The organism is Corynebacterium sp. HMSC073H12 (genome assembly GCF_001837775.1).
In the GTDB taxonomy this organism is placed as follows: Bacteria; Actinomycetota; Actinomycetes; order Mycobacteriales; family Mycobacteriaceae; genus Corynebacterium; species Corynebacterium amycolatum.
Window position 1 is genome coordinate 177,463 of record NZ_KV834023.1, and the last position, 17,369, is coordinate 194,831.

Annotated in this window: 20 protein-coding genes and 1 pseudogene; 5 read left to right on the top strand and 16 right to left on the bottom strand. The window is 57.5% G+C overall.

Features of this window, described 5'->3' with window-relative positions; all coding sequences use genetic code 11:
* The first annotated feature begins 55 nt into the window (after positions 1-55).
* Positions 56-637, top strand: coding sequence for a hypothetical protein (locus HMPREF2708_RS00795; RefSeq protein WP_070831150.1), 582 nt, complete (start codon positions 56-58; stop codon positions 635-637).
* Between the two features lie 146 nt (positions 638-783).
* Here HMPREF2708_RS00795 and HMPREF2708_RS00800 read toward each other — a convergent pair whose 3' ends face one another.
* The 3 genes from HMPREF2708_RS00800 to secY form a co-directional block, all read right to left on the bottom strand.
* On the bottom strand, positions 784-2,208 hold the full coding sequence (locus tag HMPREF2708_RS00800) for an HNH endonuclease signature motif containing protein (protein WP_244261975.1): 1,425 nt from the start codon (positions 2,206-2,208) through the stop codon (positions 784-786).
* A gap of 456 nt (positions 2,209-2,664) precedes the next feature.
* Positions 2,665-3,216, bottom strand: a complete 552-nt coding sequence (locus HMPREF2708_RS00805; RefSeq protein WP_005509947.1) for an adenylate kinase — start codon at positions 3,214-3,216, stop codon at positions 2,665-2,667.
* On the bottom strand, positions 3,216-4,547 hold the full coding sequence (gene secY / locus HMPREF2708_RS00810) for a preprotein translocase subunit SecY (protein ID WP_005509912.1): 1,332 nt from the start codon (positions 4,545-4,547) through the stop codon (positions 3,216-3,218). Before secY ends, HMPREF2708_RS00805 begins: the two co-directional genes overlap by 1 nt.
* A 353-nt stretch (positions 4,548-4,900) precedes the next feature.
* On the opposite strand from secY, the pseudogene HMPREF2708_RS11405 reads away from it, so the two are divergent.
* Both HMPREF2708_RS11405 and HMPREF2708_RS11410 read left to right on the top strand, forming a co-directional pair.
* Positions 4,901-5,563: pseudogene (locus HMPREF2708_RS11405) on the top strand (6-carboxyhexanoate--CoA ligase); the annotation flags it as partial.
* A gap of 39 nt (positions 5,564-5,602) precedes the next feature.
* On the top strand, positions 5,603-6,760 hold the full coding sequence (locus tag HMPREF2708_RS11410; protein WP_371326286.1) for an aminotransferase class I/II-fold pyridoxal phosphate-dependent enzyme: 1,158 nt from the start codon (positions 5,603-5,605) through the stop codon (positions 6,758-6,760).
* Positions 6,761-6,857: 97 nt separating this feature from the next.
* Here HMPREF2708_RS11410 and rplO read toward each other — a convergent pair whose 3' ends face one another.
* From rplO to rplN, 10 genes are all read right to left on the bottom strand, one after another.
* Entirely contained in the window at positions 6,858-7,304 is a 447-nt protein-coding gene (gene rplO, locus HMPREF2708_RS00820) for a 50S ribosomal protein L15 (protein ID WP_016422071.1), read from the bottom strand.
* A gap of 7 nt (positions 7,305-7,311) precedes the next feature.
* Positions 7,312-7,497 carry a 50S ribosomal protein L30 gene (rpmD, locus tag HMPREF2708_RS00825; RefSeq protein ID WP_005509843.1) on the bottom strand — a complete coding sequence of 62 codons (186 nt, stop codon included), beginning with the start codon at positions 7,495-7,497 and terminating at the stop codon, positions 7,312-7,314.
* Positions 7,498-7,502: 5 nt separating this feature from the next.
* Positions 7,503-8,120 (bottom strand): 30S ribosomal protein S5, encoded by a 618-nt coding sequence (gene rpsE / locus HMPREF2708_RS00830; RefSeq protein ID WP_005510059.1) that lies wholly within the window; start codon positions 8,118-8,120, stop codon positions 7,503-7,505.
* 34 nt (positions 8,121-8,154) lie between these two features.
* A complete protein-coding gene (gene rplR, locus HMPREF2708_RS00835) occupies positions 8,155-8,553 on the bottom strand; it encodes a 50S ribosomal protein L18 (RefSeq protein WP_005510009.1) in 399 nt (132 codons plus the stop codon).
* Positions 8,553-9,089, bottom strand: coding sequence for a 50S ribosomal protein L6 (gene rplF, locus HMPREF2708_RS00840; RefSeq protein WP_005509895.1), 537 nt, complete (start codon positions 9,087-9,089; stop codon positions 8,553-8,555). The genes rplR and rplF overlap by 1 nt, the downstream gene beginning before the upstream one ends.
* 15 nt (positions 9,090-9,104) lie before the next feature.
* On the bottom strand, positions 9,105-9,503 hold the full coding sequence (gene rpsH, locus HMPREF2708_RS00845) for a 30S ribosomal protein S8 (protein WP_005509822.1): 399 nt from the start codon (positions 9,501-9,503) through the stop codon (positions 9,105-9,107).
* A 403-nt stretch (positions 9,504-9,906) separates the two neighbouring features.
* Positions 9,907-10,803: a GDSL-type esterase/lipase family protein gene (locus HMPREF2708_RS00850; RefSeq protein WP_005510051.1), complete on the bottom strand. Its 897-nt coding sequence runs from the start codon at positions 10,801-10,803 to the stop codon at positions 9,907-9,909.
* Between the two features lie 382 nt (positions 10,804-11,185).
* A complete protein-coding gene (rplE, locus tag HMPREF2708_RS00855; protein ID WP_005509901.1) occupies positions 11,186-11,740 on the bottom strand; it encodes a 50S ribosomal protein L5 in 555 nt (184 codons plus the stop codon).
* Positions 11,741-11,742: 2 nt separating this feature from the next.
* Positions 11,743-12,057 carry a 50S ribosomal protein L24 gene (rplX, locus tag HMPREF2708_RS00860; protein WP_005509963.1) on the bottom strand — a complete coding sequence of 105 codons (315 nt, stop codon included), beginning with the start codon at positions 12,055-12,057 and terminating at the stop codon, positions 11,743-11,745.
* Positions 12,058-12,426 (bottom strand): 50S ribosomal protein L14, encoded by a 369-nt coding sequence (gene rplN / locus HMPREF2708_RS00865; protein WP_038627660.1) that lies wholly within the window; start codon positions 12,424-12,426, stop codon positions 12,058-12,060.
* Positions 12,427-12,723: 297 nt separating this feature from the next.
* Between rplN and HMPREF2708_RS00870 the strand changes: the two genes are divergently transcribed.
* Entirely contained in the window at positions 12,724-13,965 is a 1,242-nt protein-coding gene (locus tag HMPREF2708_RS00870; RefSeq protein WP_070831158.1) for a multidrug effflux MFS transporter, read from the top strand.
* Between the two features lie 125 nt (positions 13,966-14,090).
* On the top strand, positions 14,091-14,807 hold the full coding sequence (locus HMPREF2708_RS00875) for a VIT1/CCC1 transporter family protein (RefSeq protein ID WP_070831161.1): 717 nt from the start codon (positions 14,091-14,093) through the stop codon (positions 14,805-14,807).
* A gap of 44 nt (positions 14,808-14,851) precedes the next feature.
* Here HMPREF2708_RS00875 and HMPREF2708_RS00880 read toward each other — a convergent pair whose 3' ends face one another.
* The 3 genes from HMPREF2708_RS00880 to HMPREF2708_RS00890 form a co-directional block, all read right to left on the bottom strand.
* Entirely contained in the window at positions 14,852-15,634 is a 783-nt protein-coding gene (locus HMPREF2708_RS00880) for a formate/nitrite transporter family protein (RefSeq protein ID WP_070831164.1), read from the bottom strand.
* 103 nt (positions 15,635-15,737) lie between these two features.
* Positions 15,738-16,394 (bottom strand): class I SAM-dependent methyltransferase, encoded by a 657-nt coding sequence (locus tag HMPREF2708_RS00885; protein ID WP_083321819.1) that lies wholly within the window; start codon positions 16,392-16,394, stop codon positions 15,738-15,740.
* Positions 16,395-16,435: 41 nt separating this feature from the next.
* Positions 16,436-17,317, bottom strand: a complete 882-nt coding sequence (locus HMPREF2708_RS00890) for a hypothetical protein (RefSeq protein WP_070831170.1) — start codon at positions 17,315-17,317, stop codon at positions 16,436-16,438.
* Positions 17,318-17,369: the final 52 nt, after the last annotated feature.

Here is a 17,369-nt window from a genome sequence, read left to right on the forward strand (position 1 = left end):
GCTTGAATTTTGGCGTAGTTTACACCCTAACAAGAGCTGCCCTACGATAACTGGCATGCATTCACTGTTGAAGTCCGCAAAAACTGCGGGCGCTGTTATTGCTGCGAGCTCACTTTTCCTGGTTGGCGCATGCTCAAGCAATCCCGAACCGCCGTCAGCACCGACTGCTCCGTCGGCTGCTCCCTCCGAAGAATCGTCGGGCACCACTGGGAGCACCGCGGGTTTCATGGGCACCTCTGCACTGCCTGAGTCAATCCAGAATTTCACTCCTGATGCAGTTAAGGAAGCGGTTGGCAGCTGCGTCGAGTCGGATGATTCTAAACCCATCATTTTTGGCAGTGAGAGCGTACATGGCTTCACCTGTGTGATGGCTGTTGGCGACGGTGGCACTGCGATGCTCAGTACGGCCGAGGACCCGGCCACTGTCAGCCGGATTAATGAAAAGGCTGAGTCCGTCGAGAACTACGTGCCATACGAGCTACCCGGCAAGCACGCATTTAGCGGCGTCAACAAGGGCTCCCCTTTCGTTATGGTCATCGACGAGGATAACCGCATCTACCAGGAGTTTGTTTTCGCGAATATTGATGCCGATGCCGCACAACCGCTTATCGACGAAATCATTCAGGACTTCCAGTAGCCCTAACCTGCAGTTCAATCCAGGGAACTCACCCAGCATCAACTCTCCGCTGCCGTAACGCTCTGATTTCGCTACGGCCGGAGCACTTCTGCTGCACTCGCTCCAAAAGAGTCTTCACCTCCCGCCAGCGTTACCCCTGCGCCTCGTTATCGCCCGCCCCCTTCGTCATCCACGTCCGCACCGCACCCGCCTGCACCGCCGGGGTCAGCGTCATCCTTATCGCCTTGGTTACGCTTCACCCCTTTTTGCCGAAGTATTCGCCGCAACCAACGTCCTGGGTTATCAAAAGCGTTTGAATCTTGATTCGAGTTCCTGTTTTTCTCTTCCGATGAATCATTCGTCTTTCGGTCTTTTCCTGGCTCAATCCACACCACCCGTTCCGACTCGACAGGCTCCCCTTCACACTCATCCGGCCGCAACGTCCACCAGGATTTGTCATTCGACCGATTGTCATCAATCTTTCGATGCGTACCGGGGTCAACAAATGTCAGATTTGAAATGTCCGTTCCCCCGCCCCTCGCCCAGGATTCAATATGATGCATATCGCACATAGCCGGAGGCGTAGCTTTGCCCGGTGCGGAAGATCCGCCTTCCTCGCCGCACAGCGCAAGGTACTGGGCCATCGTCCCTAGTCTCTGCGATCGGCCAAGAAACAGACTCTGCCCCTTGTCTCCCAAAACCTGCAAGAACGAATTTCCGGCCGCAACCTTCTCTATCGCCTCAGCGATTGACATTCGCACGCCACCATCGCTGATTGCTTTCCCCGCCCCCGGCAGCTTCCAACCATCCGTGCCCTGCAGCTTTACGCCCGCTATTTTCGCGATATCCGAAATATGGGCGACAGTGACAACCGACGTGGTGCCCCGCACCGGCTTTAAGGTCGCGCCTATCCCAAAACCGGCATCGACCGCAGCCTCAAGTGCATCATGAAACCGCTGCTCTGGAGCGCGCTCATCCTTAGCGCCTTCCTCCAAGAGTCCACCCGGCCGCCCGTAGTCAGCCTGCAACCTCTTCAGCATCGCCGCGAAGTGCGGCGTAATCAGCCCCGTCAACCGACTCATACCGTCGGCTCGTTGTGGTCCGACCTTCACTCCCCGCAGCCGCTGTCTGTCCTCATCCGTATATGGGTCATCCAATCCCAACATCGCCCGCAGTCGATGTGACAGCGCACCCAAGTCGTCGACACGCACCTGTGTCACAACCTCACTGGCATGCTCATCCAAGGCCTGCGCCACCCGCGCATGTTCTGACTTCGGGAGATCTTTGACAGCTTTATCAATCTTTTGAACCGCATCCGCCCCTACGACCCCTTCAGATACCTTGTCCCGCAGAGCAGGCATTCTTTCATCATCGCTTTTCGACGAAAAAGGCTCCGCTTCCTTCCGGAGCCGCCCTAAACAACTAATTCGCTGACGAGCCTCCGCACGGGAAATATGAGACTCTTCCGCCAGCCAGGCAACTTTCCGGTGATTCGATGAAGGTATCTCCGGCGCAAGCGCCGCCAAGTACTCCGCGTCAACTATGGCTAGGCGCTTCCGAGCCCTCTCAATCAATGCATAGGCGTCTCGCATATGAACTGGTGATAAATCACCGAAGCTCTCCACAACTAACCGAGACAGAGCTTCGAATTGAGTTATCAAGTCTAATATCTGCGACACCGACAGTGCTTGATTCAGCCCCTTTGACGGCTCCTGACCTTGCGGTTGATTAGGTCGCATCATTCCCCTCCCCTCGAATCCCCTAGAAATCGCTTTCGCTTTTACTTCCCTAACTATCCCCTACTACATACAAATATCGCACACCCATTCGAGTCCGTCAATACTCTTCTTCGTATTTCTTTTCCCTTTTAGCTCCACACCATTCAAGCCAACTAGGCCCCCTTCCCGAGCCCACTCAACACAAAAGCCGCCCTTCCAAACCTCAACGGTTCGAAAGGGCGGCTTCAACAAACCATCTACTACAGGTCAAACCCATCGGCCCGACCAACGGAAAGATGCCAGAGCACCAATTACCGGCACGCCAGGAGCTTAGTTCAGCTTCTCCAGCTCGGCCATCGTGCGCTCGTTAATCTCCTCAACGGATCCCTCAGCGGCAATCTTGATGATCTTCTCCGAGTAGTAATCCAGCAAAGGAGCGGTCTCATTGGTGTACACATGCATACGGTTGCGGATGACCTCTTCAGTGTCGTCTGCGCGACCACGGGCCAGCATGCGCTCGACTACGACATCCTCAGAAACGTCGAACTGTACGACCGCATCCAGCTCAGTACCGAGGTTGGACAGCAGACGCTTCAGCTCTTCTGCCTGACCAACAGTGCGCGGGAAGCCATCCAACAGGAACCCCTTGGCAGCGTCGTCCTCGTTCAGACGGGACTCGACCATACGCACAGTCACGTCGTCCGGAACAAGGTTGCCGGCGTCGATGTAGGACTTCGCCTCAATGCCGAGCGGAGTGCCTTCACCGATGTTTGCGCGAAACAGGTCACCGGTGGAGATGTGTGGGACACCAAGCTTTTCCGACAGGATAGCTGCCTGAGTGCCCTTGCCTGCACCGGGAGGACCTACAAGTACGAGTCGCATTACTTCAAGAACCCTTCGTAGTTACGTTGCATCATTTGGCTTTCAACCTGCTTGACCGTCGTCAGCGCAACACTGACCAGAATCAGCAGGGCTGTACCTCCAAACATACCGCCTGTACCGGCGTTCGCGTCGCCAAGCCCCATATCAAGAGCGACATTTGGCAGAACAGCAATCAGCGCCAGGTACAGCGAGCCGACAGTCAGCAGGCGAATCAGGACGTAGGACAGGTATTCAGCAGTCGGACGCCCCGGACGGAAGCCCGGAATGAATCCGCCGTACTTCTTCATGTTCTCCGCCTGCTCGTGCGGGTCGTACTGCACGGAGGTGTAGAAGAAGGAGAAGAAGATGATCATCAGGAAGAACAGCAGAATGTACTGCCAACTGGACGGCGCCAGCAGGTACTGAATGACATTGCGCTGCCACCAGTTGTCCATGTTCGGATTCGACTGACCGGACTGAACAATCTGGGTGATCAGAACCGGCACGTAAATCAGCGAGGACGCGAAGATGACCGGGATAACACCGGCCTGGTTCACCTTCAGCGGCAGGTAGGTGGAAGATCCGCCGTACTGGCGACGACCAACCATGCGCTTCGCGTACTGCACCGGAATACGGCGCTGCCCCTGCTCGATGAAAATAACGCCAATGATGAGAATCAGCACCGCAACAATCACGGTGGCGAACACGACACCGGTAGTGGAGCGCAAAATGTTCGCTCCCTGCGCCGGCATACCAGCGGCGATACCAGCGAAAATCAGCAGCGACATACCGTTGCCGACCCCTCGGTCAGTGATGAGCTCACCCATCCACATGACCAGCACGGCACCGGCGGTCATCACAACGACCATCACCACGAGGTCAAAGACACCCGCATCCTTAACCAGCAGCGACTGCGAGCCGCCCAGCAGGGCGCCACGGTCTGCCATGGCCACAATGCCCGCAGACTGCAGCAACGCCAACGCCACTGTGAGGTAGCGGGTGTACTGGGTCATCTTTGTCTGACCCGACTGCCCTTCCTTCTTCAACTGCTCGAAGTGTGGAATCACCACCGTGAGCAGCTGGACGATAATCGAGGCCGTAATGTACGGCATAATGCCGATGCCGAAAATCGCCATCTGCAGCAGAGCGCCACCTGAGAACAGGTTGATCAGCGAGTAAACGCTGGACTGATCTTTCGAAATCTGCTCGAGCTGCGCGTTGACCAACTGGTAGTCGATACCAGGGGTTGGAATCTGCGAGCCGATTCGGTACAGAATGATCATCGTCAGAGTGAAGAAGATCTTCTTACGCAAATCGGGATCGCGCAACGCCGCAATGAGACCGGAAGCCACGTGCATCCTCCCGAGGTCAGGAAATCCGCTTCTCCCACGCTTTTCCCGAAAGACTTACCCGCTTATCCGCCAGTAGTCTTCCGTTTTAGTTAAGCAACGCGGATGACGTATTCCTCAAACCTTTAATTGACAGTATTTGACGTAGTGAGTCTACCAGCGTTTCTCCATATCGTCGCAATACGCCTCTATATCACCGTTAGCACAGCGCCCCGCCAATCACCTCTTTTCGCTTGACGACGATTCCAGCGCTCATCCCCTCTGAGCCCCCGCCCCTTCATGTGCTCCACCCAACCTCCTCAAACAAAACTTGAACAGTGTTAAAGTTTTGCTCTGTGAGTACCTACAGCATCCGCATGCGCTCCAGCGCCGATGGCTGCCATATCTCTGGCGCTGAGCGTCTTGCACCGGCCACCGAACTATCTCAGCTGGCTTCTGCTATGACTAGCCGTGCACTTCACCACGACAAGGGTCGTCCCGACACAATTCACATCACTGTGGACAAGATCGAAGAGTCGACCATCAGCACCGTGCCGGCGTTAGTCCCCTTTCTAGAGTCGAACTCCAGCCCTGGGGACGCCCGCAAGCTCATTGCTCAACGCCTACACGCTGCAGGTATACAGGCCGCCGATATCGCCGTCGAGATGGCCTATTCACTCACGGGTCTTCGCGGTGCCGCTCTTATCGATTGCTCCTCCGGTGAGCGGCTCGACCCAAACCCAGCCCGCGGTGTACGGGTTTCCACTTTTGATGCCATCTCACACCCCAGCAAGGACTGCGCCAAGGACCATTCTCACGAGGCGCTCATCCTCGCATCCAAGGTTCACAGCGCCCCGGGCATCGTCGCAGAAATCTGCCTCTCCGACGATCCTTTTTACACGCGTGGCTATCTCGCACTGGCCGGAATCTTCCACCGTATCCCCAATATCAAGGACCACGGCAGCACTCTTGGTACTCGCATTTTCATCGTTGAACCCGGCACCGATATCCCCGAGCTAATCGATTATCTGGAGAACACGCCGGTCTATATCGAGCTCCCGCCTGACGCCAGTTCCTCGATGGACACTACCGGCCTCAGCAGCGACCTCTCAGCAATCGCCGCCCAAAGAAACACGGCCTGGGCCGGTGCAGGACTTGCCCGCACACTGCGCACTTTCGAAACCGCACAACTACCGCACAGCCGAATCGACGGAGCCGACTATCTATTGTTTTCTTCTTCGGACTACCTCGGCCTGTCCACGCACCCTGAACTCGTCTCAGCTGCCACCGCGGCAATTGGACATTTCGGCACCGGGTCCGGCGGCTCTCGCCTGACCACCGGCACTAGCATCCACAGCGCACTTGAAGGTGAACTCGCGCAGTTCTTCGGTTTCGACGATGCCGTTCTCTTTGCGACTGGCTACCAGGCGAACCACTCAACCATCGCTGCCATAGCCACCGCCGACGTTGAAATCTTCTCCGACGCCGCCAACCACGCCTCGATCATCGACGGATGTCGCAATGCCCGGGCTAAAGTCACGGTCTTTCCGCACGCTGACTATCAGACGCTCGACAGTCTCCTCGCAACATCGAGCGCCCGCCACAAACTTGTCATCTCCGACTCCGTGTTCTCCATGTCAGGCGAGGTCATCGACGGCCCGGCACTCGAGCGCACCTGTCGCCGTCGCAACGCATGGCTGATGCTTGACGACGCCCACGGCGTCGGCGTTATCGGAGAACAAGGTCGTGGCACTGCAGCGCACCTGGGCATTCGCCCGGACATTGTGGTCGGCACCGCGAGCAAGGCTCTCGGTGCCGAAGGAGGATACGTTCTCTGCTCGGCACCAGTTGGCGAACTGCTACGCAATCAAGCCCGCAGTTTTGTTTACTCAACGTCGATGAATCCCGGTTCTGTCGCAGCTATCCGCGCAGCGTTAAAGCAGTTGGAGGTTGGGGACGTCGTCAAGCGATTGCAGCGTAATATTGCGCGCGTCCGCTCCCTGGTTGGCGCACAGTCAGACCCCGCATCTGCAATCATCCCGCTGCCCGTCGGGAACGAGACCGAAGCGATGGACACCTCAGCACAGTTAGCGGAGCTAGGCGTGTTCATACCTGCAATTCGCTATCCGACGGTCACCCGTGGTGAGGCAATGTTGCGATTGACCATTACCGCGCTCCATACGGACGCTGACATCGACCAACTGGAGCGGGCTCTGCGCAATACCGGCCTGCTGTAAGCCAGCGGTTCGCGCTGCTCTCTCCCCTTCCCCTCTTAATACAAAGAGAGCTCCTAACCACATGGGTTAAGAGCTCTCTTGTTAAAGCTTGAATGCTTTAGGCCTCAGTGACAGAGCCGCCTGCAGCCTCAATCTTGGACTTGGCGGAGCCCGAGAACTTGGTTGCGGTGACGTTGACGGAGACATTGATGTCGCCGTCGCCGAGGACCTTCACCGGCTGGTTAGCGCGGACAGCGCCCTTTGCAACCAGGTCGGCGATGGTAACGTCGCCACCGTTCGGGAACAGACGCTCCAGATCCGAAACGTTGACCACCTGGAAGGTGACCTTCGCCGGGTTCTTGAAACCCTTCAACTTCGGCAGACGCATGTGAAGTGGCATCTGGCCACCCTCGAATGCTGCCGAAACCTGCTTGCGGGCCTTGGTGCCCTTGGTGCCGCGACCAGCGGTCTTACCCTTGGAAGCCTCACCACGGCCGACGCGAGTCTTCTTCTTCTTAGCACCCGGAGCCGGGGCCAAGTCGTGGAGCTTAATTGGTTCGCTCATGGTTTACCTACTCCCCCGCTACTTCTTCAACCTCGACCAGGTGACGCACAACGTTCACGAGACCGCGCACAGCCGGAGTATCCGGGCGAACGGCGGAATCGTTGATGCGCTTCAGGCCGAGGGTGCGCAGCGAATCCTTCTGGTTCTGCTTGGTACCAGCGGTACCACGGACCTGGGTAATCTTCAGTGCCATGGAAATCACGCTCCCTGACCTGCGCGTGCGCGCAGCATACGTGCTGGGGTGACCTCTTCGAGGGACTTGCCACGACGTGCGGCGACCTCTTCAGGGCGAACCAGCTGCTTGAGAGCATCAACGGTTGCGTGAACAACGTTGATGGAGTTGTTGGTACCCAGCGACTTGGACAGAACATCCTGAACACCGGCGCACTCGAGAACCGGGCGGACAGCGCCGCCGGCAATCAGACCGGTACCCGGAGCAGCCGGGCGCAGCAGCACGATGCCAGCAGCGGTCTCACCCTGAACCGGGTGGGTGATGGTGCCAGCAATCATCGGGACGCGGAAGAAGTTCTTACGAGCCTCTTCAGCACCCTTCTGGATAGCTGCCGGTACTTCCTTGGCCTTGCCGTAGCCGACGCCGACCATGCCCTCGCCGTCACCGACGATGACCAGAGCGGTGAAGCTGAAGCGACGACCACCCTTGACGACCTTGGAAACTCGGTTGATAGTTACTACGCGCTCGATGTACTGCGAACGCTCGTCCTGCTGGCGACGGTCGTTACCGCGGCCACCACGACGGTTGTTGTTCTTGTTGTCAGCGGAGTTACGTCCGCCTTCGCGCTTATCGCGTTCCGACATCACGCATTCCTTCCGTTGGACTTGTAAGTGCGCATTAGAACTTCAGACCACCTTCACGGGCAGCCTCGGCCAGAGCAGCAACACGGCCGTGGTACTGGTAGCCACCGCGGTCGAAAACGACCTTCTCGATGCCAGCATCCTTAGCGCGAGCAGCAATCAACTCGCCGACCTTGGCGCTCTTGGCCTTCTTGTCGCCCTCGAAGCCACGGAGATCTGCGTCCAGAGTGGAAGCAGCTGCCAGGGTACGACCGATGGAGTCGTCGATAACCTGAGCGGTGATGTGGCGGGAAGAGCGGTGCACGACGAGGCGCGGTGCCTCGGAGGTGCCGCGGACGTTCTTGCGCAAGCGTGCGTGACGGCGGGCACGGGCGACACGACGACGAGTCGAGATGTCCTTGCCTACCGGGAGGCGCTTTTCGTTGGTGTTGCTCATTACTTACCCGTCTTTCCGATCTTGCGACGGATCTGCTCGCCATCGTAACGAATGCCCTTGCCCTTGTAAGGATCATCCTTACGCAGACGACGGATGTTAGCTGCGAGCTGTCCGACCTGCTGCTTATCAATACCTGTGATCGACAGCTTGGTGGTGCCGTCGACATCGAAGGTGATACCTTCCGGTGCTTCGATCAGGACTGGGTGCGAGTAGCCCAGGGAGAACTCGAGGTCCTTGCCCTTCTTGGCGACACGGTAACCGACACCGAAGATTTCCATCTTGATGGTGTAGCCCTCGGTCACACCAACAACCATATTGTTAATCAGCGAACGGGACAGGCCGTGCAGGGAGCGGCTCTTGCGGTGGTCATCCGGGCGGTTGACCACAATCTCATTGTCCTTCAGCTCAACGGTAATTGGAGCTGGGATAGAGACAGACAGCTCGCCCTTCGGGCCCTTGACGGAAACGTCCTGGCCGTTGACCTGGGCAGTAACGTTTGCCGGGACAACGACAGGGTTCTTACCAATACGAGACATTGTGTAGTTCCCCCTTTACCAGACGTAAGCGAGGACTTCCCCGCCAACCTTCTTCTCGTAAGCCTGGCGGTCAGTCAGCAGGCCCTGAGACGTGGAGATGATAGCCACGCCCAGGCCACCGAGGACCTTCGGCAGGTTAGTGGACTTTGCGTAAACACGCAGACCCGGCTTGGAGACGCGACGCACGCCAGCGATCGAACGCTCGCGGGACGGGCCGTACTTCAGGTTCAGGGTCAGGGTCTTGCCGACCTTGGCATCCTCGACTGCGTAGTCCGCAATGTAACCCTCAGACTTGAGGATCTCGGCGATGTTAGCCTTCAGCTTGGACGACGGCATCGAGACAGAGTCGTGGTACGCGTTGTTAGCGTTGCGCACGCGCGACAGCATGTCGGCGATTGGGTCAGTCATGGTCATGGTTAGTGACCGCTTCCTTTCTCGCTGCGGTTCCTTCCCACCTCGTGGCTAACTCCAATGACCGCGCAAACAGCAACTGTCACACGGCAAAAGCTTAAGATGGAGCGACTACCAATATCGTGATTCCGGCGATTTAAGGGCTACTGTTCGCCAACTCGGTTCAATAGCCGAGTCAGCTCGCCACCCAGGTGACGCCAGAGACGATGCGAGGCGAGGGGCCTACAGCAAAGTTCTTACATTTTTACTGCCGCACCTCTTACAGAGGGCAGACCTGGTGATACTAACAAATACCGACCGAAATGCAAAAACGCCGCAGACGGACGTTAGTCCGCTCGCGGCGTGAAGTCCTACCAATTAGCAGTGGAACTCAATTCCTAGCCGACATGGTGCCGGCTGGAGAAAATTAGTAGAGCTGGTCGGCGATGATGTTACCCATAGCCTTTTCGCCAGCCACCGTCGGGTGATTGGTCATCGGGCCCATCACCGGATCTGCGAAACCGGCGACGAAGCGCTCATCCGGGTTTGGGTTGCAGGTACCGTGGCCGAGGGTTGCCTCGTAGACGTCGATGAAGCCGGCACCTACGTGCTGAGACGCGGAGCGAATGCTGTCGCGGAATGCCCCCTGAATCTCGCTGGCACCCGGTGCCGGGATCGGGAAGGTCTGGTTCGGGGCGTTCACCAGGCACAGCTGGTCATTGGTAGCGTACTCAGGGTACGAAGCCAGGACGACTTGAGCACCCGGAGCAACCTGGTGGACGCGGTCAGTGAACTGACGCAGCGTCTGCTTGAACGCAGAAGGAGCCTTGGGGTCCGGCTTTGCGACCAGCTCGCCTGCCACGTCAACCCACTGGACCCAGTCCATGCCGCCGTACATCAGGACAACCTTCTCAGTGCCCTCTCCGATGTCGCCGTACTGGATGGAAGCTTCCAGGTATGCGAGGAGCTGACCCGGGAAGCCACCAAGACCGTTACAGGACCAGTCACCCAGGGACTTGTTCAGCTTCGACGCTGCAATCTTCGGCCAGTTTTCCATGTCGGTGGCACAGTTAGCGACCAGCACGTTCTGCCCCGGCGCCAGGCCACGCGGGCCACCCTTACCGGCATTAGCGGTGAAGGAGTCACCGAAGGTGACAATCTGCTTGACGCCCTTCGGGCCGGTGTCGCCGATACCCGGAATCGGAATGTTCGGCATTTCCGGCAGTGCCGGCTGTGCGTTGGCAGCACCTGCGCCCAAGCTCAGGCCCAGAGCCGCAACAGTTGCAATAGCAGCCGAGCGGACGGCCACGGAGAAGTTCTTCATGTAGTTAATCCCTTTGCGTTTTAACTTAAGGACCGCTCTGCGTAGAACCACTGGCTCAACCACACAGAAGCTGAAGTCACTTAAGTCTTGCCCAAATTGATAACGACCACAATGCATTTTGGCGGCCGTCACTATGACGAATGGCAGTTTACAACGAAATCATCACGAACGCCTAACTTTCAACTGAGAAAGTTTGTGGCTTTACTAATTTTCAACCCCCAAAAAGGGTCAACTTTCACACCGGCAACACTGGTAACTTTTACGCAGGCCCCGCACGGTGACCTCACTCCCCCACGAACATAAGCAGTTAACAGAGCAGCAAAAAGCCCCGGAGGCCAAGCGGCATCCGGGGCTTCAGACAGAAGCTACCGAAGAGGCAAAACTACTTCTTGAACGGGAAGCCCAGCTCGCGCAGCAGCGCGCGGCCTTCCTCATTATTGGTAGCGGTGGTCACGACGGTGATGTCCATACCGCGCGGGCGGTCGATCTTGTCAACGTCGATCTCGTAGAACATGGTCTGCTCAGACAGACCGAAGGTGTAGTTACCGTGACCATCGAACTGCTGGTCAGACAGACCGCGGAAGTCGCGGATTCGCGGCAGAGCCACGGTCAGCAGACGATCCAGGAACTCCCACATACGGTCGCCACGCAGGGTGACGCGAGCGCCGATGGCGTCGCCTTCACGAAGCTTGAAGTTAGCGATCGACTTGCGAGCACGACGGGTCTCCGGCTTCTGGCCGGTAATCAGAGTCAGGTCGTTGATAGCACCGTTGATCTGCTTCTTGTCCTGAGCAGCAGCGCCGACGCCCATGTTGACGACGACCTTGGTAACGCCCGGAATCTGCATGACGTTCTCGTAGGAGAACTCTTCCTGCATCTTGCCGCGAATCTCATCGCGGTAACGGGCCTTCAGACGAGGGGTGTAATTTTCGCTCATGCTTAGATGTCCTTCCCGGTACGGCGGGAGATGCGAACCTTCTTGCCGTCCTCATCGAAGCGGTAACCAACGCGAGTCGGGGTACCATCTTCGTCGACCAGCATGACGTTCGACACGTGAATCGGAGCTTCCTGAGTGACAATGCCACCCGAGGATGCACCGCGCTCCGCAGCGGAGTTTGCAACGTGCTTCTTGATACGGTTAACGCCCTCGACCAGGACCTTGTCGCGCTTCGGGTAGGCCTCGATGACCTTGCCCTGAGCACCCTTGTCCGGACCGGAGATAACCAGCACGGTATCGCCCTTACGGATCTTCACTTAAATCACCTCCGGTGCGAGCGAGACAATCTTCATGAACTTCTTGTCACGCAGCTCACGCGCGACCGGGCCGAAAATACGGGTGCCCTTTGGCTCACCGTCGGCCTTGATGATGACAGCTGCATTCTCGTCGAACGAGATGTAGGAGCCGTCCGGACGACGGGTCTCCTTCTTCGCACGGACGATGACTGCCTTAACAATTTCGCCTGCCTTGACGTTGCCGCCCGGAGTAGCTTCCTTGACAGTTGCGACGATGGTGTCGCCAATGCCAGCGAAGCGTCGGGTCGAGCCGCCGAGAACGCGGATGCACTGGATTTCACGTGCACCAGTGTTGTCGGCAACGCGCAGACGGGATTCCTGCTGAATCACTGCGTTTCTCCTGACCTGGTTGCATTGTGCGTCAGATTTCCGTCCTAAACGCACGCGGTCTTTATGTCTTGCGTTTACGCTTTACGATGAAAGTACCTACTACAGGCAGCTTCCATATCGCTTTGACCTCGTGCTAACTACGGCCATAGACCGTTGAGAGCAGCACGCAGCCACTTCGCGCAACCTGTGTATTATGGCACGTTCGTGCGGGACAACAAAATCCCTTAGTTTCACGCCCCCAACATGGTTTATACCTTCTGCGGCAACCCTATACCGCGGCAACCCTATACTGAGACAGTGACAAATCAACATTCCAGGAACGCTCAGACACAGCCAACACAGACGCTGCCGCTATCGCTTATTGCTGGGTTAGCCTTATTATCCGCCGCCGCCCCGTTCGGCGCAGATACATACCTGGCCTCCTTCGTGGAGATAGCCAAGGAGTTCTCCACGACCGAGTCAATGGTTCAGCTCACGCTGACAACCTTCATGATTGGCATGGCTGCAGGGCAGCTCGTCATTGGCGCTCTCTCCGATAGTTTGGGCCGTAGGAAGTTGCTTCTCATTGCGACTTTGGTGTTCTTGGGCTCGTCAATCCTCTGTGCAATAGCACCGAATATTGGCACGCTTATTGCAATGCGCCTGTTCCAGGGGTTAGCTGGTGGCTCCACAGTGGTTCTGGCTCGTGCTGTAGTCCCAGACCTCTTGACGGGCAAGGCATCAGCGAGAGCTTTCTCCACGCTGATGGGCATTTCCTCCATCGCCCCGGCAATCGCTCCCCTTGTGGGTGGCTTTCTGGGCCCCGCCTTCGGCTGGCGCAGCGTGTTCTGGTTTCTCGCAGCCATCAACGTCGCGATGGTCGCGATTGTGGTTCTGATGGTTCCGGAAACTCTGCCGCCAGAGCGACGCTCCACAGGCTCTCTGCGCAATCTCCTGCCCAATATCGGCAGGCTGCTACAGCGGCCCGTATTTGTCGGCTACTTGTTAGCTTTCGCTGGTGGCTTCTCGGTGATGTTCTCCTATATCGCTGCGTCACCTTTTATCTTCCAGGAGCTGCTGGGACTCACCCCTACTCAGTTCTCTCTCGTGTTCGCATCCAATGCAGCGATGTTGACATTTGTGTCAATCCTCAACGGCAAGATGATCAACCGGCTTCATCCCCGCAAGGGCATTTTAGTTGCTCTTACGGTCATGCTCGTGACGTCGGTAGGCCTGATTATTAATGCCATCGTCGGGATTACCTTCTTCACTACTTGGCTGTTGCTGTTCATTACGGTGCCGATGATGCCGCTAATTTTCGCCAATGCCACGGCGCTCGGAATTGAGGAGGTTCGAGATATCGGAATTGGCTCAGGTTCCGGTCTCATGGGCTTCACACAATTCCTCGCGGCCGCCACGGTTTCCCCGTTGGTGGGGCTTGGTTCCAATCTGCCCTTGTCAATGGCTATATCAATGTTGACCTGCGCGCTGATTGCGCTGATCGCGGTATTGACATTGACGCGCGACGGCCTCCGCAAACACCCACACAAGCTGGCATAAAACTACCTATGAGAGGACTGCCCTCGTTTCCGCTGGTTGAGAATGTGCCCGAATCGGCATTAAATCGATGGTGAGGCCTCGTACCACCTGTAGGCGTGAGGCTGACATGGGAGAAAGGTCCTGCCATGACCACGTACGCGCATCCTCATGAACCGCATAAGTCTTCTGAGACGTCGAAGCTCAACTGGCTTCGCGCCGGAGTCCTCGGAGCCAACGACGGAATCGTCTCCACTGCTCTGATCTTGCTCAGCGTGATTGCAGCAGGTTCCTCTCGCGAGGCCATTCTGACTGCTGGTGCTGCGGCCGTTATCGCGGGCGCTATCTCGATGGCCCTGGGTGAATACGTCTCGGTTTCAACCCAGCGCGATACTGAACGAGCGCTGATTGCCAAAGAAAAGGCCGAGCTCAAGGACTTTCCAGATGAAGAGCATGAAGAGCTCGTGGGGATTCTCTCTGGCTACGGCATCCCAGAACAGATCGCCGAAGATGCCGCCCACGGCATCGCACAAAATGATCCGCTGGCAGCTCACCTAAAGCTGGAATTGGGCATTGACGGCGAGGAACTTACCAACCCCTGGGCGGCTGCTGGTTCTTCGGCACTGTCGTTCCTACTCGGCGCCATCCTGCCGATGATTGCGGCGCTGGTGTTCACCGGCCCCACCTCCGGCGCGATTGCGGTCACCGTTGTCACCATCGTGACGTTGGCCTTGACCGGCTACATCAGCGCCAAGCTCAGCTCTACACACTCCGGCAAGGCTGCGCTGCGTCTGGTCATCGGTGGCGCGCTCGGTTTGATTGTGTCCTACTTCGTCGGCCTGCTTTTCGGGCAGGCTGTCGGATAGCCCTTGAGAAAGGTCGTCGGATAGGCTCCGGCAAAGGTTAAAAGCTAATCAACATAGCTAGTCTTCGTCTGGTTCAACCAGGCGTAGACCGCGCCGATTCCCAGGCCACCGCCTACGAAGTTGCCCAACCACACTGCCACCCAGTTGCCTGTAATGTGCAGTCCGTCGAAGCCCACGGGCTGCGGGTCTGCGAAAAAGGCCAGGGAAAACAGAGAGAAGTTCGCAATCACGTGCTCAAGCCCGAGCCCAACGAACACCGCAATGATCGGCAGAATCACAACGAACTTTGAAATGATTTCCTTGGCCTTCAGCGCACCCACCACAGCCATATTGACCACAAAGTTGGCGCCCATTGCCTCTACGAAAGCACCGAAGAACGGCTTGGCCAGCTTCCCCCCGGTCAAGGTGGAAATCAGATGTGTGTCATCAATCCCACCGAGCTTGGCGCTCTGACTGAGCACCAGCGCCACAATCGCGGCACCGATGAAGTTGTAGAACGTGGCGACGGCCACCATCCGAAGAGCCACTCCCCACGACATGCGACCGCGCGCGGCGGACCAGGACACAAACATCATGCTGCCGGTCGCCAGCTCTGCACCGAGCACCACAATGGCGAACAGCCCAAGCCCGAACAGGCACGCAAAGACCAGTCCCCCAGTGCCCGGAGCAACACCTTCGGCCACTTGGCCAGCTACCGCTGCAAAGGCCGTTCCCAACGTCAGATACATGCCCGCCAGGACCGCTCGAACCGCAAAACGCCCGTAGTCCTGCGTCAGCAGTTCCTGTTTCTTATCGCCAGCTACATCCAGCGTTTCGTATAGTGTCACCGCCGAAGCCTTTCCCTGCGTGCCGTTAATTGCAGTTATTCGTAAAGAAGAATAATGACGGCTCGACGCAGAGACCTAACCGCTTTACGACGATCCCAGCGCCCTACCCCCGTTCAAGCACTGCGACCAGGAACTGCGACTCAGCGTCAAAGATCCGCAGATCCCACGTGGAGTAACGCTGAATCACGGTGAGTCCAGCCTCCTGCGCCGTGGTTTCAAAATCCGCAAAGTCCCAGCCACGGCCGGCACCGAAGCCGATGATGGCACGACCGCCCTCCGGATTCAGTGCCGCTGCGAAGCCTTGCAACACCTTCATGCGGTCTTCTGGCGCTACGAAAGTCAGGACATTGCCGGGGCAAATGATGACATCGAAGGCGGATGCCGTGTCACTGTGGGGTGTGTTCTCAAGACCGTCGTCAAGCACGTGGGGCAATTGCGCCAAGTCCCCTACCAACCACGTCGCGTCCGGGAACTGTCGCTTTGCCTCATCGATGAGATAGGGGTCGACGTCGACACCAACGACCTGGTGTCCAGCCTTCGCCAAGTAACCGCCCACGCGTCCTTGACCACAACCGGCATCTAGAATTCGAGCGTGGCGTGGCGCCATCGCATCCACCAACCGCGCCTCGCCATTGATATCACGGCCCTCGCGCACGAATCCCCGCCACCGGTTGGCGTAGCGACGGGAATGCTGCGGATCGGCGGCGATTATTTCTTTCCAAGTGCGGTGATTGTGGGTGCCATTGCTCATGGCCACCATTATGGCGCAGCTGGACAACGACTGGTCATGGGCAGGATGTGTTAACCGGCTTGCACCTTAGAGTCGTAGTAGTACAGATTGTCGGAACCTACGTAGCACTCGGAGGCATAAAGTGGCTCTTGGCTGGCCATACTCTCACAGCCTTGCAGCCCGCCGAAGGGGCCGACGGTTCGCCACGCGAGCTGGCGTCCGCCACCGCCAACCCCTGCGTCTGCGTTTCCGCCAGAGTTTGAGGGCTCCTCATAGGTCGGTTCCGGCTCCTGGTACGTGGGGCTAGGCGTATAGGTCGACGACTTAGTTGTTGTTGTGGTCGACGTTGTGGTTGTGTATCCCTGGTTTTTTAAGAAGTCTTCGGGATCGCCGAGCACGGCTTCGATTGCTTCGTCACCGATTTCACCGGACTCACCAAATACGGCTTCACTGCGGAATGTATCCTCATCGGCCCGGATCTCGTCCAGGACTAGCTGGATACACGTGTCATAAATATCCTCCCAATCTTCCTCATATTCCGTCGGCGCGAATTCGCAATAGAGACTTGCCGAAGTTTCTGCACCGTCATAATCAATCGGTTCGACTGTCGGGGTCGACGAAGTACTCATCGTGGCGTCCTCAGCCTCGACCACATCGTTGCCGTCATCCCTGTTCAGCCCCGCTACTATCGCCACAGCAAGAGCTACGACAAGAGGAAGAACAATAAACGCACCAAGAACGACCTTGGAGTTCGACGATTTCGAATCAGCACTGGCCACACCACCGGCACCGTCGGTCTTCTTCCTCGGCGCATCGCGTTTCGCCGCATCAGCGTCCACAGCTGGCGCCGTGGTTTCCTCAATACGTGGCTTCCGTTCTTGCTCTTCGGGAATCCCCTCAGAGCCTGCTTTACGACGCGGCCCCTGCCGGCGCACCGGCTCGTTGTCCTGCAACTTTCCTCCTCTATATACCCCGCAGTCAGTTCCTAAACTGCTGGCGAGAGCT